Below are 22,611 nucleotides of genomic sequence, written 5' to 3'. Positions count from 1 at the left end.
ATGCAAGTTTAACTGAAAGACTGAGGACCGAGGACTGACACCTAAGGACTGCTTTCATCGTTCTTTCTTTTTTTCAATCAACAACGGGCTCGGCGTGGTTACATGCAACAGCGCTTGCGCATTGCCCTGATTGATCGCGATGGCAAGGTGCCCGCGTGAATCAATGTACAACAGAGGTTTGTCTTTCGGGACATCGCTGAAGGTCCGCACAAACGGCATGGTGTAGGGCTGCTCCGCGATTGTAAACCTCACCTGATCGCCGATCTTGTAACCCAGTTTTGCAAACCGGTCAGCTTCAATGTTGGTGATCAGATTTCCATACGGACCGTCAATGGCAATCACTTCGCCGCTCAATCCGCCAGCCTCTATGGTTGCCTGCACCAGGTTGAGGCGTACTAACTTCGGCACAATCGGACCGACTTGCGTCCAATCATCGCCTCGCGCAAGATGAGCGCCCACAGGAGAAAAGATATCGCGCCCATGAAACGTGGAAGAAAGTTTGCCTCCAATCATCCATTCCGGGTTTGTGATCTCCCGCGCTTCGGCAATGCCATCCCTGTCTTCGATCAGCGTGAGCAGGCCGTTATCCGGCACTACAAAGTACTGGCCGAGCTTCGACTTGGCCACAATCGCCTTGCGGCTGCTGCCAACCCCAGGGTCTATAACCGCAACGAATACGGTCCCCGGCCCGTAGTAAGGCGAGGTCCCCGAAAGATAGCGGGCTCCATCAACAATCGAATAGGGTGTAACGTCGTGCGTAATGTCCATGATCCTGAGCGTCGGGTCAACACGCAGCATCACCGCCTTGCAGATTGCGACTGAATCATCAAGCAAGCCGAAGTCGGTCATGAACACCAGCGTGTGCTCCGCTTTGTTGGGTTGCGAGGTAGGTTCCTGCGCTTGGATCTTAGGGAAAGAGAGCAGAAGCACAGTTACCAGTATTGCTGACGCAGCGACGCCATTTTTGGATGACAGCATGGTTCTCCGCAAGACTTGAATTTTAAACTACGAGGGCAGAACAGGGTTTTCTTAACTTGTCATGTTGAGCGGAGCGCCTGGAGAAAATTTGTTGCTTCGCGAGATGGACCCACTCTACGGCCTGGTTGCACGAAATCTTGAATGGAGTGGGAAGCGGAAGCCTAACTGTTCGCCCGCAGCATCTTCGAGAAAATTCCCTGATGCGACATGTATACCGAAACATTCTCGGGGTGTTTCGACTCCGCGCTTGAGATTATGCAACTGCCAATGGAATCGTGGCGCTCCGCTCAACATGACAGAGGGAAGGACGATGACTAGCTCAAATTTGCCAACAACTGCTCCACCGGGATAGACTGCAACGCTTTCAATGACACCGTGAACAGCCTGCGAGGATCGTCGCTGTACGCGAGAGAATATTTCCCAGGGCCGAATAACTTATCGGAGAAGCTCTCGAAATCCGATTTAAACGCTTCGCGGGTCTCCGTGCGATTCGGCGCCATCAGGCGGTCGTTGACGAAGATTTCAACGTCCTGACCGTTAAAGTGCAGTTGTCCTCCCAGGCTCGTTTCTTCTTCTAAACGCTGCAATGCGCTGAGCGCAGCACGCGTTGCCTGCTTCAACCGGTCCTGATTGCTGCCATCGAGCACGGCCTTGCGGTTGTAGCGGACCCCCAACCGGCTGTCGGTGTTGTCCACGCTGTAGTCGCCATCCAGTCCAATCAGTATCACTCCCGGCCCGGCAGGGACATGGCGGTAATCGGCCACATCCACTAATTGCCCTTCGAAAACCTGTCCCTGGATCCAGTTATGAAACACCGGCACCAGCGGATCGAGGTCAACCCTCTCCGGATCTTTCACCAGGAGTTTCACATTAACGTGCTGCAGTTCCATGTATCGCGGTTCCTTAATTAATATGGATTCGGTTGTTCCGGACGGCAGGGCCATCACTTCGCCACCGCCACCGGCGTCCCCAACCGGTTATTACAACTGTGCGCCGCATCAACAAAAAGCTGTGCCTCATCAATTAGATAGCGGCCTGACTCTAAAGTATAGGTTTGACTCGCTTTCAGGTGGGCATCAAACAGGTAGTTTGCAAACTTCCCACCTGCAAACGGATCAAAGAATAGCTGCGTATCGTAAAACCGCGTGCGAAATTCAGAAATGATCTGGTCCGGATCGTCCGTCACATTGGGATGATTGATCTTTACCAGCCCTTTCGCCGCACGTAGCATAGCTTGATAGGCGGTTTTTCCCGCCTCGTCTGCGAGTCCCTTCTCGAGGGCGAGTTGGGCCTCGAACACCTCGCGTTCGGCAGCAGCCAGATCGAACTCGACCGCCGAAACCACCTCTCCCGCGCACTCGCCTACGCCCATATCTCCCAAACTGTATTCGCGCGGATCTCCCCAATCGCTGAAGTAAGAGCGATCTCCCGCCGGAGGCTTTGTGAGATCGTCCAGCAGATTCTTCAACTCCGCCTTACCGATCCGCTTAACGAAATCCTTGAAGCTTTCTCCGCTGTTCCGTCCAGCCACGTAGCGCTCCGTCAACCGCGTGACCACTTCGGGAATATTCTTGGAAGGCACCGGCACCACCGGCAATCCGTAAGAGCCGGCGTTGTGCTCCCACTCGCCGCCCAGAACGACCTGGAAGTGCGGCACAGCGTATCCAGAAATCTTGCGGCTGACGCCGTAAAAACCTATGTCGGCCACATGATGCTGTCCGCAACTGTTGAAGCAGCCGCTGACTTTGATATGCAGGTTCTGAACTGCCTCATCCAATTCAAAACTCTTCTCCGCCAGTCTTTTGCGCAACTCGCCCGCCAGACCGCGCGAAGAAGAAATTCCCAGCTTGCAGGTATCCGTACCCGGGCAGGAGACGATATCCAGAATCGTTCCAGCTCCCGGCTCAGCCAAACCCACGGCATGCAGCGCGTTGTAGAGCTCTTGCAAATCGCCCTGGCTGACCCAGCGAATCACGAAGTTCTGTTCCACCGTCGTGCGCACGGTTTCTTTGGTGAAGCGCCGAACGATGTCTGCCAAAGACCGTAGCTGGTTGGCCGTAATGTCGCCCAATGGAAGCGCGACCGTCACCGTAACGTACCCCGCTTGTTTCTGCAGACGCGTATTGGTTTTGAGCCAGCGCCCGAAGGCCTCTGAATTCGGAATGGGCCACGTACCCGCTGGCCGCAGCGGCGCTTCTGTAAATTGCTCGGCATCCTTTATAAATTCGGTCCATCTGGGGTCGGGAGTCAGGGTCTTACGCTCTTCCAGCACCAACTCCTTAAATTTCTCGATACCCAAATCGTGGACCAGAAACTTGATGCGCGCCCGGTTGCGGTTCTTCTTCTCGCCCAGCCTGGCAAAGACTCGTGCGATGGATTGCGCCAGCGGCAGTAATTCTTCCGGCGGAACGAAGGAATCAAACAGCTTTGCCTGGTAGGGAACTGTGCCTAGTCCGCCGCCCACGTAGAGTTCAAAGCCGCGCTTTTCTACTCCGTTTTCAATCCGCTTCGTAGCAATGAGTCCCAGGTCGTGCAGACTCGTCACTCCGCAAGCATGTTGCGCGCAACCGCTGAATGCCGGCTTAAACTTCCGGCCAAAGTTCTGGCAGTCAGGATGTCCCAACAGAAATTTCGCCAAGGCATGCGTATAAGGCGTTACATCGAAAACTTCATCGGGGCAAACCCCGGCATAAGGACAAGCCGTAAGGTTGCGAACGCTGTTGCCGCAGGCCTCGCGGGTAGTGATGTTCGCCGCGGCCAGCCGCCGCATCAGGCTGGGCGTGTCGTCAATCTGGATGTAGTGAAGTTGAAAGTCCTGCCGGGTCGTGACGTGGGCAATGCCGTCAGAATATTCTTCCGCCAATTCGCCCATCACCTCAAGCTGCTCGGCGTTGAGCCCGCCACCGGGAATCTTGATGCGCTGCATGCCGGGCGCGTCCCACATTGTCATCGGGCCTTTGGTCAATTCGCCGGAGGAATAGGCGATCTTCTGCACCTTCTGCCCGTCGTGTCTCTGGCCGTTGTCGTAACGCTGCCCATAAGCGCCCCTGCGCAGCCGGGTTTCGGCGAAAAGACGTTCATCCAGCTTGCCCTGTTTTCTCAGGATGATCTCGGTTTCGAACACGTCAATCTCGCGGGCCAGAGTTTCCGGTATTTTTCCCGCGAGCTGTTCTTTCCAAACTGAATTTGAGGCCTTCATGACTTCATTCCTGTCTTGCCTGAATTTTCCTTGCTCAATTCCTGTTGTTGCTCAATTCCTGTCTTGCCTGGAAATGTCTTACTTGGAGACAAAAAAGCACCCTAACCATGTGCTTCTGGTTCGTTTAGGCTTAAGCTTTTATTGGATTTATGACTTGACTGACCGCTTGAGCCCATTACCCCAGAAGACACAACAAGGGCAGCAACAACACATACACACTGTATGGGCGCAAGCACTCATGGTAGATATCCAGTATGAAGGCAACCGGGGCCAAATGCAAGCCCCACGGAATCGTGGGAGTTCGTTTAGGACGTTTCTCGTTATTATAGATTCGGCCGTTGATGGCCGATCCAGACCGCTCGATCACCGATTGTCATATGCACGACAAGGAAGCAATAGCCGCACAGATAGCCTTAGCGTTCGCCGCAGTGGAGTATCCAGGGGATTGGTGTCTCAAGGGCGGTAATGAGGGTGACGAGCCACACTTATTGGAGCAGGAGTTTAAGGGCAAAGCCGACTGGCGAGTCCTGGCCCCGGCGTTCCTGGATCAGGCGCCTGCCGGCTTTGCTTCAGCCCTGAGTTTTTTCTCAGACGAGGCGTTCCGTTTCTATCTGCCTGCTTACCTGATTGCCGACATTCGCGGTCAGTTGGAGCGAAGTAATCCTATCTTCCACTTGACGCATGGGCTGGATGAGACGTCGCGAGGCGAGCGAATCAACCCACGGAGATACGGCGAGCGGACGTGGTTTGAGCACGTTCGTCACAGGTTCGCCATATTTAACCAGGAGCAGGCAGCAGCGATTGTCGCCTATCTCACCTTAAAAAGAGACGAGGATGACTTTGAGCGTCAGCATATTGATGAGGCTCTCAGAAATTATTGGCGCGACCGGGCGTCCTAGTGCTGTTCTCCCTCATAATTCTCTTCAGGTGTCCTCTGTCTCCTTGTGGTTAACTCATTTTGTGGTTAATTCATTTACAATCAGGGGTCTTAAAGGAACTCTATGGATCTTCAAGGTCTCAAAGTCACCTGGCTGGGACACTCCTGTGTTCGTATTGAAACCACCAGCGGGAGCATCATCCTCATTGATCCCTGGTGTAAACACAACCCTGCCTGTCCGGAAAAAGAAAAAGACATTAAGGCGGTGGACCTGATTATGGTGACGCATGGCCACTCCGATCACATGGGTGACGTGGTGGAAATCGCCAAGAAGCACAAGCCCGTGGTGATTGGGATCTTTGAGCTTTGTGCCTGGTTTGGGAGAAAGGGTGTCGAGAAGTTGCAGCCCATGAACAAGGGTGGCTCCCAGACCGTGGCCGGTGTCCGTATCACCATGGTGCACGCCTTACACTCTAGCGGCGTCGAGGATGAAGGGCAGACCATCTACGCCGGAGACCCCTGCGGCTATGTTCTCGAGTTCGACAATGGGCTGAAGATCTATCACGCGGGCGACACCGCCGTCTTCAGTGATATGCAGATCATTCACGATCTCTACAAACCCGATCTTGCCTTGCTGCCGATTGGGGACCACTTCACCATGGGACCGCGCGAGGCCACCTATGCCTGCCGCCTGCTGCGGCCCAAGGCGGTGATTCCCATTCATCACGGTACGTTCCCCATGCTGACCGGGACGCCTGCTGAATTCAAGCACCTGGCCTCCGATCTCGGCATCGAGATCATCGAACTGAAGCCCGGCGAAACCCTCGGCTGATCTTGAAATGGCCCACACATGAACCCCATCACCGCCGAATCCGTCGAAAACTATCTCTATGCGATCTTGCCCCAGCGCGACGAAGTCCTGCGCGAAATGGAGGCCCAGGCCAAACAACGCGATATCCCCATTATCGGCCCCATGGTGGCAAGTTTTTTGTATCAACTCGCGCAGATCGCCAAAGCGCAAACCGTCTTTGAACTCGGATCGGCCATTGGATACTCCACCATCTGGTGGGCGCGCGCCGTGGGCCCGAACGGCAGGGTGGTGTACACCGATAGCAGTCAGAAAAACGCCGATGAAGCCCGCCGTTACTTCGAGCGCGCGGGCGTAGCCGCCCGCATTGATGTCCGCCTCGGCGACGCGCTGGAAATTCTTTCGGAGGAGAAGCCGGGTTCCTACGACATTATCTTCAACGACGTGGATAAAGAAGATTATCCGCGCGTGCTGCCTCTGGCCACCGAACGCCTTCGCAAAGGCGGGTTGCTGATCACCGACAATGTGCTATGGAGTGGATACGTCGCTGACCCAAACGCGAAAGACGATTCCACCAGGGCGATCCAGGAATTCAACCGGCTCCTGTACGCCTCGCCCGATTTTTTCACCACCATCGTTCCCATGCGCGACGGCGTAGCCATCGCCCAGCGCAAGTAGGATTTCACAATCATATTTTTTGCTTCAATTTCCCAAAACGGTTGATCAAAAACCTGAGGAGCAGGGTAGTACCTTGCATCAGAAAAAGTCCGGCGAACATCATCACCAGGGTAAAGTAAGGGCCCAAAACTTCCTGGCCACGAGGATGTGACATATAAGCAATATTCATCCCCCGCGGACCAACAAACATTCCAACGTTGTGTGGAAAAATCGGCTTAAGGACGGCCAGCACATACAATCCCAGCGCCAGCATGTAACCGACGCAGGCAACCAGGAAAACTGCAAAGCCCTGCACCCCTGTAACCGCCCAGCGTAACGTGCTGCGCAGCAGAAGCAGCGGCGACCTGCTCTTGGCGGCACGGTTCAGCATCAGCTCCAGGCGATACTGCCGGGCAATTTCTTCGGGCGTGCCCACGGCTGCCAGAACTGCCCGGTATTCCTCTTCTGTGGGAGCAGCCGTCTGCAGCAGCCGGTCAAGCACGTGGGCGCGGATCTCACGTATGAATTCTTCCCGTTCGGCTTTGGAGCAACCCGGCATTTTCTTTTCCAGTTCAGAAAAATAGTTTTCAATCATCGGATTCGAAATCGTTGTGCTCATCATGTTCACCTTCCATTCAGGACTGGCTTCAGCAGGCGAGTTAAGTTGGCTGCAAAGCCATTCCAAAACTGCGCCATCGTGGCTGCCTTCTGGCGACCGGCTGCGGTTAACCAATAGTATTTACGCGGATGACCTGCGTCAGCCTCGACCCACTCTGACTGCAGCAACCCTTCTTCCTTAAGGCGCCCCAAAATGGGATACACCGTGCCTTCAGCCAGTACCAGCTTTGAGTCTTCTTCCAGCACGCGCAGGATTTCCAGGCCGTAGAGCCGCTTCTCCCACAAGCTAGCCAGAATAGCCAGCTCCAGGCAGCCTTTGCGAAGCTGTGCCTCCCACTTCTCGTCGGGCTCGGCTTTGGTATTCCTAAGCAAGACCATATACCTTGTATTGCTATGTATAATGCCATGGAATGTCTTTGTCAAGCATTCCTAAGTTTTACGAAAGGAGAATCAATATCTAGAAGTGGTTAAGACTTGGTGAGGCGCGGCCTGTGGGACAATCCATGCAAAGACATTAATGCCTCAGCGTCCTCTGCGGTTTAATTCCTAACAGTTATCGCCCTAAAAACTTCTCGAGCGCTTCGACGTCAGCGTCAGTCATTTTTGCGTATCTCTTTGCGCGCTCTGCGTCGTTATGGTTGATCGCATCCTGGGCCTTCGCTAGATTCATTTTCATGCTGGCCTGTTTGGAAGCGATGTCGCCGCGCAGTCCATAGCCCGCGGCTTGCTGCTGACGCTGCAGATTATCGAGGCTGCTATCCACGGCAGCAGCGCGGCTCGAGAGCTGATCAATTTCGTGCTCGATGGCGTCTAATTCCGCCGTATCCGGCGGTGGCTGGGAGCTGGCGGCTCCGCCATTGCTGGGCGCGAGGCTAGCGTTACCGGCGAATGGCTTCTTTCTCTGCGAGCCAGCGCTCTGCGCGCCAACGACCTCGCCATTGCCATTGCTGTTGACCTCGCCAGGGTTGGGCTCTGTCGCATGATTGTCAGAAGCAGCCGGCTGCTGCGGCTGTGAACTTGTAGTTGGCGGTGAGCTTGTCGTCGTGGATACCTGCTGAGTTCCAGAGTCCTGCGCGTTGGCAGCGGAAGCCTTCTTCCACCTCGGTACATACAAGCCGGCCGCAACCAGAACAATGACCACCACCAATGCTCCCAATGCCATGTATAAGCCGCGATGACCAGTGCCAGTGGGTTGCGGTGGAGGAGTGGGCATCGGCTGGGCCGCGGGCGGTTCCGGGGTCTGCTGCCTGGCGGTCACGGCTGGCGCCGTACGAGCGGCCGCCGGTGTAGCCTTCGTGCCGCTCAGAAAAATCTCTTGCGAGCCCCGCACTGCTGTTATCGCATCATGGTTGGACAGTGGAGCCACGGCGTTCGCAGGAATCTCCTGCGAGCCCCGCACTAACGTCACTTCGTTCTGCATGTCGCGCCCAGCTTGCTTCACAGCCTGGCGAAATGCGTCCGCGGACTGGAAGCGCTGCTCCGGGGCCTTGGCGATCGACTGGAGAATGATGTCATTCACCAATTTGGGAAGTCCAGGCTGCAAATTCACCGGTGGCGTCGGCGGCTGGTTAATCTGCGCGGCCATGATGGAGAAATCGCTATCGCCATGAAAGGGCTTTTCGCCCGTGACCATCTCGTAGAGTGATATGCCAAGCGAGTACAAATCGGAACGTTCATCGGCGGCTTCGCCCTTTACCTGTTCAGGAGACATGTAGCTCAGCGAGCCCAAGGTCGACCCGGTTGCCGTAAGTTTCCTGGGTTCGGTGCCGGAGCGCGCGATACCGAAGTCCATCAATTTCACGGTGCCCTCGGGTGTCAGCATCATGTTGGCGGGCTTGATGTCGCGGTGGATGACGTGCTGCTTATGCGCATAACTGAGCGCGTCCAGCACCTGGTCAACGTATTTCAGCGCCTCCCCGGCCGGGATCGCTCCCTGGTTCAACCGGGACGAAAGAGATTGGCCCTCCACGTACTCCATAATCATGACCAACTGATTCTCGATGGTGAGCGCAGTCAGAAGCGCCGCGATGTTGGGATGCTTGAGGGCTGCCAGCACTTTAATTTCACGCAGAAAGCGGGCGGCTACATCTTCGTGCCCCTGCAGATCGGGCAAAAGCACTTTCATCGCTTCCACACGATCGGTGATAACGTTTCGGACTTTGTAGACGCGGCCCATGCCGCCGCTGCCCAATGTGCTTAGAATTTCGTAGTCCCCGAGCCGTTTGGTGACTGGATCGCTCATCTCAGACTCCTTAAGAACAAATTAAAGTCCCGAATGGAGACCCGCCTCCGAGGCAGAGTGCACTCGAAACCGCTTATCTTGAAAACCGAGGAATACCCGAGATTATGCTCCCGGCCTGATTTTGGGTCAAGTTTAGTAAGTACGAGCCTATTCAGCCGTTTGGATTTCCACGGGGATATCCAGGGGGCGTGTTTCGCAGAACCGGCCACCCACCTCTTGACACTGGCAACCGTGGTGGTAAGATTCTCTTTCCTCTCAACACTTCCAGGAGAATACCGATGAACAGAACATTGTTGCGCGCATTTTTTGTGTGGATGTTGCTTACCGTTGTTGCGGCGGCACAAACTGCCGGTCCTGCCACTGCGCGCAAGAAGCGCGTGGCCGTATTTGATTTTGATTATGGCACCGTCCATAGCGACGTGGGGGCGATTTTTGGTTCGGATGTCGACGTAGGCAAGGGCATCTCTGATCTCCTCGTCAAGTATCTGGTGAAAGACGGCACCTATTCCGTGATTGAGCGCAAGGCCATGGATAAAATCCTGGCCGAACAGAATTTTTCCAATAGCGACCGGGCCAATCCAACTTCGGCCGCGCAAATTGGCAAGCTTCTTGGTGTGGACGCGATCATCGTCGGCAGCATCACCCAGTTTGGAAACGAAACCAAGAACACGAATGTTGGCGGCGCCGGCGGGGGATTTGGCGGCTTTGGCATCGGCGGTTTTGGCCACAAGAAGAGCAAAGCCATCGTGGGCATTGACGCGCGCATCGTCAACATTGATACCGCTGAGATTTTGGGCGTGGCCGAGGGCAAGGGCGAATCTTCGCGCGAGAGCACTTCGCTGCTCGGCGGCGGAGGCAATTGGCACGGCTTCGGCGCCGGCAACGTTGATTTCGGCAGCAGCGATTTTCAAAATACCATCATCGGCGAAGCTGTAAAATTGGCCGTTCAGCAAACCAGTACCGAGCTCATTGCCGATTCCGGAAAACTTGAGGCGCGTACCATCACTGTCTCGGGCCTTGTGGCTGCGGTCGATGGCGGACAGATTGTTCTCAATGTAGGCGCAAAAGCCGGCCTGAAGGTCGGCGACCAGCTCAACGTTGAGCGAGTCAGCAGGGAAATCAAAGATCCGGCAACCGGTAAGGTGATTCGCCGCCTCTCCTCAACCATTGGCGTTGTTCGTGTTACAGATGTGGATGATATCTCTTCTGTATGCACCCCAGTTTCTGGTACGGGATTTAGAGTTGGCGACGCTGTAAAGACTGTGACGCAATAAACGCAAATCACTGATTGACGCATTGATATCGAACAAATGAAAAGGCTCCCACTTTCGTAAGCGGGAGCCTTTACTTTGCCACGAAAAATCCACGCAAAGACGTTAACACCTCTGCGTTCCTCAGCGATTTAATTTTTGTTGGCAACTGCTATATAGACTTCACCGGAATCAGCGTCAGGTCCTCTACCAATCCGACTTCTTTCTGCAAGAACGGCTCGGCATACTTCACCCCGGCCAGCATTCCATAGAATCTGGCCATGGCTTCCACCCGTCCGCGGATTTCGGCGCGGGCAGGGAAGTCTTTGCTGCCGGCCTCCTGATCGGTGAATTGTGACTCGTAGACGTAGAGAGAATCCAGCCGCTGCTCGAACTGTTCAGTAATGTCTACGACAAATGTCGGACGCACATCGTAATACAACGTCGCATAAATAATTTTAAAAGGACGATGCGCCTCGCCCGGCAAATCCAATTTTCTCAAGCCTGCCAGGAAGCAGGCCTCATAGCCCAGCGTGGAAGCCGTGTAGTGATCGGGATGCCGTCCTTGCCAGTAGGGAAGAATCACCACTCTCGGCCTCTGCTCGCGGATCACGCGCGCAACTTTCAGCCGGTTCTCCCAGGTATTCTCCACCCGCGCATCAGGGATATCGAGCGCCGACCGCCAACTGGCTTTAAGGATCTTTGCGGCCGCCGCAGCTTCACGTGCGCGGTCTTCCGCTGTGCCGCGTGTTCCCATCTCGCCTTGCGTGAGATCAAGGATGCCGGTGCGATGTCCGGCCTCGGCCATCTTCAGCAGCGTACCGCCGCAGGTTTGTTCTACATCGTCGCGATGCGCGGCAATGGCCAGGATGTCCAGCGGCTCGCTCACTTTTTTCTTTCCACCAGGAAGTAGGCAAGGTTTTTCAGCGTGTCAGCGCGCCCGCCGAAAGAATCGAGCGCCGAACAACCAGAGGCTACGAGCATGTCCGCCTGTTTGATCGAGGCTTCCACGCCGAACAGGGCAGGGTAAGTAGCTTTTTCTACCGCTTGGTCTTTGCCGGCAGTTTTACCCAACTGCGCCGAAGACTGTGTAACGTCGAGCACGTCGTCGATAATCTGAAACGCCAGTCCGGCCGAGCGCCCGAAATCGCGCAGCCGTTGCAGCTCCGCGTGACCGCAGCCTGCATACAGCCCGCCTGTCACCAGGCTCGCCGTAATCAAGGCGCCGGTTTTGTAGCGGTGAATAAATTCCAGTGTTTTCCCGTCCGGAGTCTTCCGCTCGGCCTCAAGGTCCATGACCTGGCCGCCGATCATGCCTTCTACTGTTCCGGTCGCGTGGGCTATCTCTTCGATGATGCGGACTTTGGCCTCCGCCGGGCAGCGCAGCTTTGCCAGCACCTCATACGCGAAGGTCTGCAGCGCATCTCCCGCGAGGATGGCGGTGGCTTCACCATAGACCACATGGCACGTCGGATGCCCGCGTCGCAAGTCATCGTTATCCAGCGCGGGCAGATCATCATGGATCAGAGAATACGTATGCAGCATCTCCAGCGCCGAGCCCAACTCTTCAACTCCCGCTGGAAGCGAGCCTGCAATCATGCGTGCTGCTTCCATGCACAGGATTGGCCGCAGGCGTTTTCCGCCGGCAAATACACTGTGCCGCATGGCTTTGTGAATGGATTCAGGCTGCTGGTCAGCCGATGGGATCAGGCGATCCAGGGCCGCATCTACGATATGGCGTCCTGCTTCTAAGGTTTCTTGGATCGAGGCAGATGGCATGGGGAAAACATTGAGTATAACAAGAGGGAAGCAAAAAGCCCGGCGTTCAGCCAGGCTTTTTAAGCACAATAATTCAAATTTACGGCCATGGATAGGCCTCGATGGCCGGTTTGAACTGACATCCTCAGGCTGCGGTCGTACGCGCCATGATCTGGGTGCGATTGGCGGCCAGCACGATTCCGCGCACATCTGACGGATGGCAGCAATCCACCGCCCCTACTCCCAGGGCGGCCGACCACATGCGATCATCCGCGAGGCGGTGTGTGCACACGATTTCCACTTTGCTGAACTCCTGCCGCAGTTTATCCACTTCGAATAGGGGCGCCATCTCCAGATCAATCACAGCTACATCTGCGCGGTTCTGCAAAATCGCTTGCCGCACTTCCTGCAAGTCGTGGGCCAGAGAAACCCCCTTGAAATGGCTCTGCAGATTTCCTGCCAGAACCTCAGCATTCCGGGGATCAGTTTGCGCAACAACAAGATTGAGAGGCTTCATACATTTCACCTTGGAAGGCTAGGCCGTTTTCACGGCGGGTGAAAAACTTTGTTTTCCGGATGCGGCGGCAACCGAAAAACTCAAACACTATGGGAACGTTGAATATGTTAAGTCTTCGAGACTGCTTCAGCCGGGCGGTTCTCGAACGGTTCCGGCTGCAATTTCCCGTTCTGCTTCATCAGAATTTCAATCTTGCCTTCGGCCTCATCCAGCTCTTTACGGCACGCGTTCGAGAGTTGTACACCTTCCTCGAATAGCGCTAGGGCTTTTTCCAGCGGGAGCTCACCTTTTTCCAGTTCGTGTACTATTTTTTCCAGCCGGGCCAGGCACTCTTCAAACTTAGGCAAACCAAAACTCCAATGGGCTTATTGTATGCCCAAAACCGAACTTCCCAACCACGAAAGTTTTTAAACGTTCGGGCCTTTTACTTCATATTGGCTCAATGATTAAGTTGCACCATAAGCTGTGCTTCCTACGCAGCTTTATAGGCACTCTCAACCTGTGGTTGCAGGATCTGCCTGCAAGACTCGAAACTAGAAACTTGAGCCGTTTTCGCGGCGTCTGAGCCACGAGGCGAAATCCCGAGCGCAGTCGAGGGATCTGTTCTTTGAAACTCGAAAACTGTTTTCTAGTCCCCAACCTGCACATTAGCTTGTGCATCGTCGTCTCCCAGCGCCCGCAGTACCTCGACCGCTGAGCTGTAGCGCGACTGCGGTGCGCTGAGTTGCACGCCTTGCACCTCACTATGCACAGCCAGCAGCATTTCGCGCGCAATGGCAACGCCTTCGGCGCGGGCAGCGTCGGCGTTGCTGGTCGAAGCCATTCTTTTCATAATGGAATCCGGCACAGAAACGTTGAGCTCGTTTTTCATGAATTCGGCATTGCGCAAGCTGACCAGCGGCCAGATCCCGGCAATAATCGGAATGCGGCAGTGTTCGATGCGCCGCAGGAATATCTCCAGCAGGCTGACGTCAAAGACCGGCTGTGTGATTGCCAGCTCCGCTCCGGCTTCGACTTTGTATTCAAAGCGCCTGATCTCTTCGTCAAGGTTCAGCACACCCGGGTTGGCTCCCACTCCGACCACGAACCCGGTTCCTGTCTTGTTGCCAATCGGATTGCCGCCGATATCCAACCCTCGGTTCAGGTTGTGGACGATATTGACCAGCCCGATAGAATCCACGTCAAACACCGCGGTCGCATCCGGATAATTCCCCAGCTTCGGCGGGTCTCCCGTGACGCACAGAATATTTTTGAGTCCCACGGCCGCCGCGCCCAGCAGGTCCGATTGGATGCTGAGTACATTGCGGTCGCGGCACGTGTAATGCAGGATAGTCTCCACCCCCACCTGCTGCTGGATCAGGATCGAGAGCGCCTGATTGCTCATACGCGCCGAAGCCCGCGGACTGTCGGGAATATTGATAACATCAATTCCCAGCGACTTAAGATAACGCGCCCCTTCGATCTCTTTGCTGCCGTCAATTCCTTTTGGCGGAACAATTTCCACCATGGTCACAAATTCGCCATTGGCAATTTTTGCGCCCAGGCGTGAACGCTGCTCGAGTGCTGGGACCGCAACTTCGGTCTGCTTGGCCGCCTCGGTGACTACCTGGAAGCCGCTGCCTTTGGCCGAGCCCACCCGCAGCGCCGACTTCATTGACCGTATATGCTCCGGCGTCGTGCCACAACATCCTCCCACGACCTGCGCGCCTGCCGCCACCAGCTTGCGGGCATTGCTGGCCATGTATTCCGGGGAGCACAGGTACATGTTGCGGCCTTCGATGGATTGTGGCGGACCGGCATTCGGTTGCGCAATCAGCGGCAGCGGACTGATGCGGCGCACGCGCTCAATCACATCCAGCATGACTACTGGACCGACGCTACAGTTGCAGCCAATCACGTCAGCGCCCCATTCGGTCAGCTTGGCGCCAAAAGTTTCCGGGCTCGATCCGTCCAGGCAATTGCTGTCTTCGTCAATCGTGACCATGGCAACCACGGGAATATCGGCGTTGATCTCGCGTGCCGCCAGAATCGCCTGATGGATTTCCTCCAATGAAGTGAAGGTCTCAAGAAAAATCGCGTCCACTCCGCCTTCCACCAGCGCGGCAATTTGATCGCGGAAGGCCGCGCGCGCCTCTTGCAGTGAAGTTCTCCCCAACGGTTCAATGCGGACCCCTAACGGGCCCACCGAACCAGCAACAAAAAATGTTTGGTCAGTTTCTTTTTTAGTGACAATCTGCCGCGCCAGCGTTGCTCCCGCCAGGTTGATCTCGTGGACTTTGTCCGCAAAGCCGTGGCGCGCCAGCTTGAACGCATTGGCTCCAAACGTATTGGTCTCAATCACGTCGGCCCCGGCCTGAAGATATTCCTGATGAATTCCGCGAATCAGCTCCGGTTGCGAGAGATTCAATTCGTCATAACAGCGATTGATGAAGACCCCTTTGGCATACAGCAGCGTCCCCATGGCCCCATCACACAGGATGGGCCCGGCCGCCAACCGTTTTAAGAAATCTGAAGGCATATTGTTAAGAATATCGTATAACCGGTTTTTTCTCTGCGTCTCCGCGCCTCCGCGGTAAATAAGCAAACCCGAAACTCGAAACTGTCTTTTTAGTTATAATCCCAACGTTCGGCAAATTCCTTTGTAATCATCATTCTGGAGTCCATGTGAGACGAATAGTTCTTTTTCTGTCCGTTGTTGGGGTTCTTTTTTCAATCAGTTGCGGAAGTGGAAGTTCAAGCAGCAGCAGCACCACCACAGGACCAACATCCAAGATCGCCAAGCGCGCTTTTGTTTCCAATCAGGCGACAAACGTGATTGAGATTGTTGATGCCGCCAAAGACTCCCTCCCCACCAATACCACCACTGGGGCGGCCTTTACCATTAGCGCTGGATTCTCTCCCACGCTGATGCTGGAAACCCAGGACAAGAAAGAAACCATCGTCTACGGCAGCAGCAGCAATACTCTGGGTGTGATTAACAACAGTACTGAAACTGTAAGCGCCTCCGTTAACCTGAGTAACCCTACAGAGAGTTTTGTCATCTCCAACGATAATCGTTTTCTCTTTATTGCGGAAAGGAACACCATTCCGACTGGCGCAGCTCGGGCAGGTGCTGTTGAAATTTTTGATTTGAACAACCTCAGCGCGGGCTCCACATTTGTCGCCGTCGCCGGGGCGCGCCGTGTGGTGCTGAGCCATAATGGCAGCACGCTGCTGGTTTTCTCTGACGATTCCACCCCCATTGTCAGTAGTACCCCGAATAACACCAAGGTTTTCTTTATCAATACAGCCAGCACGGCATCCGGGGCAACAGCGGTTCCAGGTTTTGATAACCCCGTTTTTGCTGTCTTCACCAGCGACGATTCAACGGCCTACGTTCTCAATTGCGGCGCTGAATGCGGTGGGACCACCGCCAGTGTGTCCGCCGTTTCAGTCAGTTTGCAGGCCATTACAGCTACCACACCTGCCCTTCCTGCCGCTCGCATCGGATTGCTAAATGGAACCACCTTGTATGTAGCGGGAACCACATTGGGCAGCGGGCAGTTGAGTGCCGTCAATGTCAGCTCAATGACCCAGATCGGATCCAGTGTATCCATTCCTGATGGCGTCCACGATCGCATCGCCTTGGGCAGCAACGGCAAACTCTTCGTTGGAGCCCGCGCCTGCTCGAATACTACCCAGGGATGTCTTGCCATTTACGACACTGCCGCTAATACGGTCGTGATCCATGGGCCTTACGGAAGCGGATTCGGCACCACTTTGCCTGGAGACATAACAGCCCTCGAACCCATCCCAGGTCGCAACGTGGTTTACGTCTGCGAGGGTGGCGCACTGCGGATTTACGACACTACAACCAATACTTTGCAGACAACTCAGATTACGATCGCGGGCAAAGACGTAGACGTAAAAGAAGTTTTCTGACGTAAATTCCTGCCGGCCGTAGAGACGTAGCTTGCTACGTCTCGCTTGCTCGAAACCTGAAACTCGAAACTTGAAACTTTATTTCCCCTCCAACCTCAGCCGATGCGCCCCCGCCTTCTCCACCGCTGCCTGCGAGAAGGGAAGGGTAAATGTTTGTCCTTCATACCACGCTTTCCACTGGTCCATATAATGTGGGCTGAAGATCTGGCCTGATTCGCCGGTGACAATATTCAAGGTTGACCGGTCAAGGTCTGCAAAATCCACGGTCAGCCGCTCCGAAGGACCAAACGCCCTCCCGACCTGCTTCACCGTCCAGCCGTCCCCTGATTGTTTCACCCGCCCGGGTCCCGAGAACCAGCGCAGCAGCGGAATCTTGCCAAAAATCGGATGCTGAAATTCCAACGGATACGCCCACCCCTTCTCCCATGATGCCAATCTACGGGGAGCGTCTGTTTCTGTGATGGCTTGCTCCACCGCTGCAGTTAGCAGTTGATCATAATTGCCAAAACCGGCGGGCAGCCAGTACTTCGGACGCTTCGTCAGCAGGTTCTCCCATGCGACTGAGGATTCGTACCAACTGTAGTCCTCGACATGAGATCCCAGCAATAATGTTTTCAGTTTGCTTTCACTTTTGAGCGTGATCGTGGCCGCAGCCGAATCTGCAGTCATGCGTCCATCCCACGAGCGCATGATCTCCGCCGCCTCCCGTGCGCGGCTCGAAGCTGTTTTGGAGTGGTCAATCGCCGCCACAAAGTGCTCGGCGCAAAATTTGTCGAACTCCGAATCAATATCGGTTTGCAGGGCGAGCATGTCGGACGGGGAAAATTTGTTTCCCGACTCCAGCACGCTGTAAATGCGTTGCGTGCGGTAAGGTGAGCCCCAGTCCGTGCTGATCGAATACGGATATCGGTCCGGCGTTATGCGTCCATTCGCCGTCGCCAAAATGCCCGAGGGCGGATCATAAACACTCGGCATCTGGTCGTAAGGGATGTAGCCCGTCCACTCGTGCGCGTCATCGGCTCCCGAAACCGGCAGTGCTCCGTTGCCCGACCGGCGCAGGGGAATCGCGCCCGTGCTCTGATAACCAATGTTCCCATCCACATCGGCATAGACGACATTCTGCCCAGGGATCTTAAGCCGGCCCACTGCATGGCGAAACTCATCCCAATTCTTTGCCTGGTTCAGATCATCGAAGGGAATATCCAGATTCAAATCATGCAGCGTCCATCGCAACGCGATCTTCCGCCTCTCTCCCGGCATCAACTCGGTCACAACCGGTCCATGCCGCGTGGAAACCACGTCGAGAGAAATGTCCCCCTGGCCTTTCACATGGATAACTTCGCGCCGATGCTCCGGCTGCTTCCACCCGGCGGGCGTTTGATATTCACCCTGCGCGTTGAAATTCTCAATAAAGATATCTTCAACATCCGGACCAAGGTTAGTGAATCCCCATGCAATCCGCTGGTTGTGTCCTACAACGACGAATGGAAATCCAGGCAGCGTGACTCCGGCCACATCGAATTCGCCCGCGGTAAGCTGCGCTTCATACCACACACTGGGAACCTGGTGGTGCAAATGCATGTCATTCGAAAGCAGCGGTTTGCCGCTGATAGTATGCGCCCCCGAAACCACCCAGTTATTGGAACCAGGAACCAGCGCGTCATCTTCGCCAAAAGGATCGCGCGTAGAGACGTAGCTTGCTACGTCTCCATTCCCTGAAGAATCTTGGTGAGGTAGGGCAGGGGACCATTGAATCTTTCGGAGGGGCACGGCTTCAGCCGTGCCGAAAAAGTTGGCTAAAATCCGCTTCCGCTCTGCCGAAGGCAAGCGCGGAGCGTCAGCGGAGCGCCAAAATAAATGTTCTTGCCCAACTCCAGCAATATTTGTTTCCGAACTCGAATCATCTTCATCATCAGGATTTTTCTTTACCGGTTCTGCCTCTTTCTTGGCGGCTTCCGCAGGCGGCCGGTCCCGCCACGACGAATTCGGATACAAATCTGCCGCCTTTTGTGGCCCCAGAATCGCGGTCAGTTTTTCGCGCAGCAGCTTGGTTTCAAACTGGTCGTGGCTGAGGTTCTGCGCCATCTGCGCGCCGATCAGAAAACTATCTTCCACCGTCCACGGCTTCGGTTCGTACCCCAGCAAGCGGAATTCCAGCGGAAGCCTGTCGCGATGGCTCTCAATGTAGGCATTGACTCCGCGCGCGTAAGCTTCGAAAAGAGTTTTTTCGCGGCTCTCCATGCGGCTGGCGCTGTGCTGGGCCACTTGACGTAACCCAAGAATGCGCTGCTGCCGGTCGTGCTCGATCAGGTCGGACCCGAAAATCTCGGACGTGTCCCCGGCCGCATAGCGGCGCGTGATGTCCAACTGCCAGAGCCGGTCTTGGGCGATGACGTAACCCTGCGCAAACAGTAAGTCGGGAAGATTCTGCGCCCGGATGTGTGGCACCCCTTGTGCGTCGCGGATCACCTCCACCGGCGCCGCGAGTCCACTCACCGTGATCGTGCCATCCACCTGCGGCAACGACGATCGAGCAATGAAATAAACGGCTGCGGCAAGAGCCACACAGATCAGGGCCAAGGCTCCCAACACCCATAGAAAAATCTTTAAGGCACGACGCTTTCGAGGCTTGAGGCTGGCAGGAGTGACCGTGGTAGCAGACATGGTCTTGCCACATTGTCTCATCCCTGCATCCACTCGTCACTATGGTTGACATCGCAGGCATGAAGTGAATGTTTTACCGTTGTTCTTCGCGCCTCCGCGGTAAAAATTGCGACTTGGTACTGACAACCGGGGACGATTTTGTTGTAACGCTGTAGATACTCTTTACACTATCTGCCTTGAATGCAATTTTTTTTTGCTTTATACCTGTTTTTTTGGTACTGTTCGCCCAAGACTCTAGTGCAATCCTGCGGCGGTTTTTCCGCAGGGCGTATTGAAACCAATACGTCGAATTACGGGGCAGGCAATTGGCCGCGATGTTTGTGCCGCTATGGGAAGTTTCCATAGCGTGCCCTGCGCAGTAAAAATTAACCCTGTAGGAGGTAATTCTGTGAGTACTGCACCTAGTCCGGCTTCCACCCCCGCTTCCGGCGGTTTGGCGGATAACACCGCTGGCATGCTTGCCTATATAACAATCATCCCGGCGATTATCTTCCTGGTGATGGAGCCTTACAACAAAAACAAGTTTGTGCGCTTCCACGCCTTTCAAAACATCTTCTTTGCAATAGCACTCACCGTGCTATGGATCGTTCTGATGATTTTGGGGTTTGTTCTGGATATTATCCCGATCCTTGGATGGATCCTCCATTTATTGCTCGCAGCCGGCCTTGGCATCGGCAGTTTGATCGTCTGGGTCATGCTGCTCATCAAGGCCAACAAGGGCGAGAAGTGGAAGCTGCCTTACATCGGCGAGATGGCCGAGAAGCAGGCTAACAGCGTCTAGCACCTCAATCGTTCAAAAGCGGGAGCCCACTGCTGCTCCCGCTTTTACTTTTCTATCCCGAGAATACCGCCAAAGGTCTTGCGGGTTGTGGTATGCCATCCTGACTTGTGAGTATTTCCTTTGTGTTCCTTTGTGCCCTTTGCGGTTTAAGCTTTTGACTTTACACTTGACATCCATCCCCCGGAATGAGATTCCTATTAGCTTTTACCTTTTCAGGTGGTCCAATTGAGAGTCCGGGTCTTTTATCACGATCGTTGCTTTGACGGCGCTGCCTCGGCGGCCTTGTTTGCCCGTTTTTACCGCGAACGCGTGCGCGACGGCGCCGAGTTTGTCTTTTCCGGCCTGGTGCACCGTGCCGGTTCGTTATTTGACGAGTCCAAGTTTGATGGCGACGAGAACGCCATCGTGGATTTCAAGTATTCCACCTCGCCCAGGATCACCTGGTGGTTTGACCATCATCAGAGCGCTTTTCTTACCCCTGAGGATGCCGCCCACTTCGAGCAGCAGCCCAGCAGCCGCAAGTTTTACGATCCCGACTACAAGTCCTGCACCAAGCTGATTGCCGTCATCGCCGAAAAGCACTTTGGATTCAAGGTTGAGCCGGTAAAAGAGTTGGTGGAGTGGGCCGATATCATTGACGGAGCGCAATTTGAAAGCGTCAACGTTGCCGTCGAAATGCGCGAGCCCGCCATGAAGCTCACCATGGTGATCGAATCCAACCAGGACCATCAGTTCGCCAGCCGGTTGATTCCGTTGTTGACCGAACGGCCCTTGGCCCAGGTCATTGCCGAGCCTTTCGTCGCCGAGCGCATTCCTCCCTTGCTGGAGCGCCACCAGAAGTCCATTGAGATCGTCCGGCAGCGCTCCGAGTGCAAAGATGGCACTATCTTCTTCGACATCACCGATCAGGACCTGGAAGGCTACAACAAGTTCATCCCCTACTATTTGCACCCCGACTGCACCTACAGCGTCGGACTGAGCAAGAGCAGCTTCCGCACTAAGGTTGCCGTAGGCTCTAATCCCTGGGCGCATGCGGAAAACATGGTGAATCTCGCCGAGATATGCGAACGCTACGGCGGAGGCGGCCATGCCCGCGTCGGCGCAATCTCTTTCGAACCCAATAAGTTCGAGCAAGCGCGCAAAGCCGCCCGCGAGATCGTGGAAGAACTACGCACCAGCTACCGCGCAGAGAAGTCGTAAGTCACAAATCGTAAATCGTACTTCTGACTTCCCCCAGGCCTCTGCGTACCTCCGCGTCCTCTGCGGTTTAATTCTTACTGCCAACTGTGTTCAAGCTTTTAGCTTTTGCTTCCGCCCCAATCCATGGTATAGATAAACACCCGTTTTTCCAGTCGTATTAGGTGCATTGCTGTAGCATTTTCATGCTGTAAAAAGATTCCGCCAGCTCTGTGAGGAGGAGCACACATGTTTTGTCCTAATTGCGGTGCCAACAATGCAGACACAGCGACCATGTGCGTGCAGTGCAACCAGGCCATTCCCCAGTTTTCCTCGAGTCCGCAGCCGCCACAACCGCTGCAGCCTTCACCGGCCGCTATACCTGCGCTGGGGCAGCCGGGCGTAGTGGCTCCTCCGCAGTCTCTGGCTCAGATTCCTAACTACCTGACGCAATCCATCATCATGACGGTGGCTTCCGTCCTCTGCTGCAGTCTTTTTTCTTTGCCTTTCTCCATTATTGCCCTGGTCTATTCCACCCAGGTCAACGGCAAGATCGCGGCCAATGATATCGCCGGTGCGCTTTCGGCTTCTAAAAATGCCAAGCTTTTCTGCTGGATTGCTTTTGGAATCGTCATGGCCGGGGTTGTACTGAGTATTGTCTATATCATATTGATCATGGTGGGGGCGGCGGCAAACGTATTTCAACAACACTGATGATTGCCATCTGGCCTGTCTCCCGCGAAAAGTAGTAAGGAGGAGCACTTATGTTCTGTCCCAATTGTGGTGCCAATAATGCAGACACGGCAACTGTGTGTATGCAATGCAACCAAGCCATTCCCCAGCTCTCCTCCGCTCCTCTGCCGCCGGGGCCGCCGCCAACTCCGCCCACTGGTGTACCGGATGTGCCCGCTACGCCCGGCGTTCCGCCTCCAACCATTGCCAGTGTTCCTAACTATCTCGTGTTTTCCATCATTCAGACGGTTGTTTCTCTGATGTGTTGTGGTCTCACTTGCGGCATTGGTTTTATTCCCTTGGCTTTGGCCGTCATCGCATTGATCTTTTCTGTTCAGGTCAACAGCAAACTGGGGAAGAACGATCTGGCGGGGGCGCAAGCATCCTCTAAAAATGCCAAATTATTTAATTGGATACGTGCGGCTTGCTGGTT

The 22,611-nt window shown here is 54.9% G+C and carries 21 protein-coding genes; 9 read left to right on the top strand and 12 right to left on the bottom strand.

What is annotated here, in order from left to right; all coding sequences use genetic code 11:
- Nucleotides 1-54: 54 nt before the first annotated feature.
- The 3 genes from VK738_08100 to VK738_08090 form a co-directional block, all read right to left on the bottom strand.
- On the bottom strand, nt 55-978 hold the full coding sequence (locus VK738_08100; GenBank protein ID HTD22601.1) for an S-adenosyl-l-methionine hydroxide adenosyltransferase family protein: 924 nt from the start codon (nt 976-978) through the stop codon (nt 55-57).
- A gap of 314 nt (nt 979-1,292) precedes the next feature.
- Nucleotides 1,293-1,868 carry a hypothetical protein gene (locus VK738_08095; GenBank protein ID HTD22600.1) on the bottom strand — a complete coding sequence of 192 codons (576 nt, stop codon included), beginning with the start codon at nt 1,866-1,868 and terminating at the stop codon, nt 1,293-1,295.
- Nucleotides 1,869-1,921: 53 nt separating this feature from the next.
- Nucleotides 1,922-4,177: a nitrite/sulfite reductase gene (locus VK738_08090; protein HTD22599.1), complete on the bottom strand. Its 2,256-nt coding sequence runs from the start codon at nt 4,175-4,177 to the stop codon at nt 1,922-1,924.
- Nucleotides 4,178-4,518: 341 nt separating this feature from the next.
- On the opposite strand from VK738_08090, the gene VK738_08085 reads away from it, so the two are divergent.
- The 3 genes from VK738_08085 (at nt 4,519) to VK738_08075 (ending at nt 6,540) form a co-directional block, all read left to right on the top strand.
- Nucleotides 4,519-5,076 (top strand): DUF6714 family protein, encoded by a 558-nt coding sequence (locus tag VK738_08085; GenBank protein HTD22598.1) that lies wholly within the window; start codon nt 4,519-4,521, stop codon nt 5,074-5,076.
- A gap of 102 nt (nt 5,077-5,178) precedes the next feature.
- Nucleotides 5,179-5,886 (top strand): metal-dependent hydrolase, encoded by a 708-nt coding sequence (locus VK738_08080; protein ID HTD22597.1) that lies wholly within the window; start codon nt 5,179-5,181, stop codon nt 5,884-5,886.
- Between the two features lie 18 nt (nt 5,887-5,904).
- Entirely contained in the window at nt 5,905-6,540 is a 636-nt protein-coding gene (locus tag VK738_08075) for an O-methyltransferase (protein HTD22596.1), read from the top strand.
- A 10-nt stretch (nt 6,541-6,550) separates the two neighbouring features.
- On the opposite strand, the gene VK738_08070 is transcribed toward VK738_08075, so the two are convergent.
- The 3 genes from VK738_08070 to VK738_08060 form a co-directional block, all read right to left on the bottom strand.
- The gene (locus VK738_08070; protein HTD22595.1) at nt 6,551-7,141 is read right to left on the bottom strand and encodes a hypothetical protein; all 591 of its coding nucleotides are present in this window, start codon (nt 7,139-7,141) and stop codon (nt 6,551-6,553) included.
- A gap of 2 nt (nt 7,142-7,143) precedes the next feature.
- A complete protein-coding gene (locus VK738_08065) occupies nt 7,144-7,515 on the bottom strand; it encodes a PadR family transcriptional regulator (protein HTD22594.1) in 372 nt (123 codons plus the stop codon).
- A gap of 175 nt (nt 7,516-7,690) precedes the next feature.
- Entirely contained in the window at nt 7,691-9,379 is a 1,689-nt protein-coding gene (locus tag VK738_08060; protein ID HTD22593.1) for a serine/threonine-protein kinase, read from the bottom strand.
- A 278-nt stretch (nt 9,380-9,657) separates the two neighbouring features.
- Between VK738_08060 and VK738_08055 the strand changes: the two genes are divergently transcribed.
- On the top strand, nt 9,658-10,653 hold the full coding sequence (locus VK738_08055; GenBank protein HTD22592.1) for a CsgG/HfaB family protein: 996 nt from the start codon (nt 9,658-9,660) through the stop codon (nt 10,651-10,653).
- A gap of 148 nt (nt 10,654-10,801) precedes the next feature.
- Here the strand turns inward: VK738_08055 and bshB1 are convergent, their stop codons facing one another.
- The 5 genes from bshB1 to VK738_08030 all read right to left on the bottom strand — a co-directional run bounded on the left by bshB1 (nt 10,802) and on the right by VK738_08030 (nt 15,422).
- Entirely contained in the window at nt 10,802-11,518 is a 717-nt protein-coding gene (bshB1, locus tag VK738_08050) for a bacillithiol biosynthesis deacetylase BshB1 (protein ID HTD22591.1), read from the bottom strand.
- The gene (locus tag VK738_08045) at nt 11,515-12,408 is read right to left on the bottom strand and encodes a farnesyl diphosphate synthase (GenBank protein ID HTD22590.1); all 894 of its coding nucleotides are present in this window, start codon (nt 12,406-12,408) and stop codon (nt 11,515-11,517) included. The genes bshB1 and VK738_08045 overlap by 4 nt, the downstream gene beginning before the upstream one ends.
- Nucleotides 12,409-12,532: 124 nt before the next feature.
- A complete protein-coding gene (locus VK738_08040) occupies nt 12,533-12,904 on the bottom strand; it encodes a hypothetical protein (protein ID HTD22589.1) in 372 nt (123 codons plus the stop codon).
- Between the two features lie 107 nt (nt 12,905-13,011).
- Nucleotides 13,012-13,251 (bottom strand): exodeoxyribonuclease VII small subunit, encoded by a 240-nt coding sequence (locus tag VK738_08035; protein HTD22588.1) that lies wholly within the window; start codon nt 13,249-13,251, stop codon nt 13,012-13,014.
- Between the two features lie 281 nt (nt 13,252-13,532).
- Entirely contained in the window at nt 13,533-15,422 is a 1,890-nt protein-coding gene (locus tag VK738_08030; GenBank protein HTD22587.1) for a bifunctional homocysteine S-methyltransferase/methylenetetrahydrofolate reductase, read from the bottom strand.
- Nucleotides 15,423-15,568: 146 nt separating this feature from the next.
- On the opposite strand from VK738_08030, the gene VK738_08025 reads away from it, so the two are divergent.
- Complete coding sequence (locus VK738_08025) at nt 15,569-16,825, top strand: hypothetical protein (GenBank protein HTD22586.1); 1,257 nt, start codon at nt 15,569-15,571, stop codon at nt 16,823-16,825.
- A 78-nt stretch (nt 16,826-16,903) separates the two neighbouring features.
- On the opposite strand, the gene VK738_08020 is transcribed toward VK738_08025, so the two are convergent.
- The gene (locus tag VK738_08020; protein HTD22585.1) at nt 16,904-19,489 is read right to left on the bottom strand and encodes a penicillin acylase family protein; all 2,586 of its coding nucleotides are present in this window, start codon (nt 19,487-19,489) and stop codon (nt 16,904-16,906) included.
- A gap of 388 nt (nt 19,490-19,877) precedes the next feature.
- Here VK738_08020 and VK738_08015 point away from each other — a divergent pair, with 388 nt between their 5' ends.
- The 4 genes from VK738_08015 to VK738_08000 form a co-directional block, all read left to right on the top strand.
- Complete coding sequence (locus tag VK738_08015; GenBank protein HTD22584.1) at nt 19,878-20,270, top strand: DUF4870 domain-containing protein; 393 nt, start codon at nt 19,878-19,880, stop codon at nt 20,268-20,270.
- A 225-nt stretch (nt 20,271-20,495) separates the two neighbouring features.
- A complete protein-coding gene (locus VK738_08010; protein HTD22583.1) occupies nt 20,496-21,470 on the top strand; it encodes a hypothetical protein in 975 nt (324 codons plus the stop codon).
- A 225-nt stretch (nt 21,471-21,695) separates the two neighbouring features.
- A complete protein-coding gene (locus VK738_08005; protein HTD22582.1) occupies nt 21,696-22,160 on the top strand; it encodes a CD225/dispanin family protein in 465 nt (154 codons plus the stop codon).
- A 101-nt stretch (nt 22,161-22,261) separates the two neighbouring features.
- A partial coding sequence (locus tag VK738_08000) for a CD225/dispanin family protein (protein ID HTD22581.1) occupies nt 22,262-22,611 on the top strand: 350 nt, incomplete at its 3' end.

The organism is Terriglobales bacterium (assembly GCA_035487355.1).
In the GTDB taxonomy this organism is placed as follows: Bacteria; Acidobacteriota; Terriglobia; order Terriglobales; family Acidobacteriaceae; genus QIAW01.
Note: the sequence above shows the minus strand (reverse complement) of the source record. Positions and strands in the feature narration are given on the sequence as shown.

Bases quoted from the DNA above. Each gene is read 5' to 3' on its own strand.
- VK738_08085 (HTD22598.1), top strand. From the start codon at position 4,519: ATGGCCGATCCAGACCGCTCGATCACCGATTGTCATATGCACGACAAG.
- VK738_08070 (HTD22595.1), bottom strand. From the start codon at position 7,141: ATGATGAGCACAACGATTTCGAATCCGATGATTGAAAACTATTTTTCT.
- VK738_08045 (HTD22590.1), bottom strand. From the start codon at position 12,408: ATGCCATCTGCCTCGATCCAAGAAACCTTAGAAGCAGGACGCCATATC.
- VK738_08030 (HTD22587.1), bottom strand. From the start codon at position 15,422: ATGCCTTCAGATTTCTTAAAACGGTTGGCGGCCGGGCCCATCCTGTGT.
- VK738_08020 (HTD22585.1), bottom strand. From the start codon at position 19,489: ATGTCTGCTACCACGGTCACTCCTGCCAGCCTCAAGCCTCGAAAGCGT.
- VK738_08005 (HTD22582.1), top strand. From the start codon at position 21,696: ATGTTTTGTCCTAATTGCGGTGCCAACAATGCAGACACAGCGACCATG.
- VK738_08060 (HTD22593.1), bottom strand. From the start codon at position 9,379: ATGAGCGATCCAGTCACCAAACGGCTCGGGGACTACGAAATTCTAAGC.
- VK738_08065 (HTD22594.1), bottom strand. From the start codon at position 7,515: ATGGTCTTGCTTAGGAATACCAAAGCCGAGCCCGACGAGAAGTGGGAG.
- VK738_08040 (HTD22589.1), bottom strand. From the start codon at position 12,904: ATGAAGCCTCTCAATCTTGTTGTTGCGCAAACTGATCCCCGGAATGCT.
- VK738_08100 (HTD22601.1), bottom strand. From the start codon at position 978: ATGCTGTCATCCAAAAATGGCGTCGCTGCGTCAGCAATACTGGTAACT.
- VK738_08095 (HTD22600.1), bottom strand. From the start codon at position 1,868: ATGGAACTGCAGCACGTTAATGTGAAACTCCTGGTGAAAGATCCGGAG.
- VK738_08080 (HTD22597.1), top strand. From the start codon at position 5,179: ATGGATCTTCAAGGTCTCAAAGTCACCTGGCTGGGACACTCCTGTGTT.
- VK738_08055 (HTD22592.1), top strand. From the start codon at position 9,658: ATGAACAGAACATTGTTGCGCGCATTTTTTGTGTGGATGTTGCTTACC.
- VK738_08090 (HTD22599.1), bottom strand. From the start codon at position 4,177: ATGAAGGCCTCAAATTCAGTTTGGAAAGAACAGCTCGCGGGAAAAATA.
- VK738_08075 (HTD22596.1), top strand. From the start codon at position 5,905: ATGAACCCCATCACCGCCGAATCCGTCGAAAACTATCTCTATGCGATC.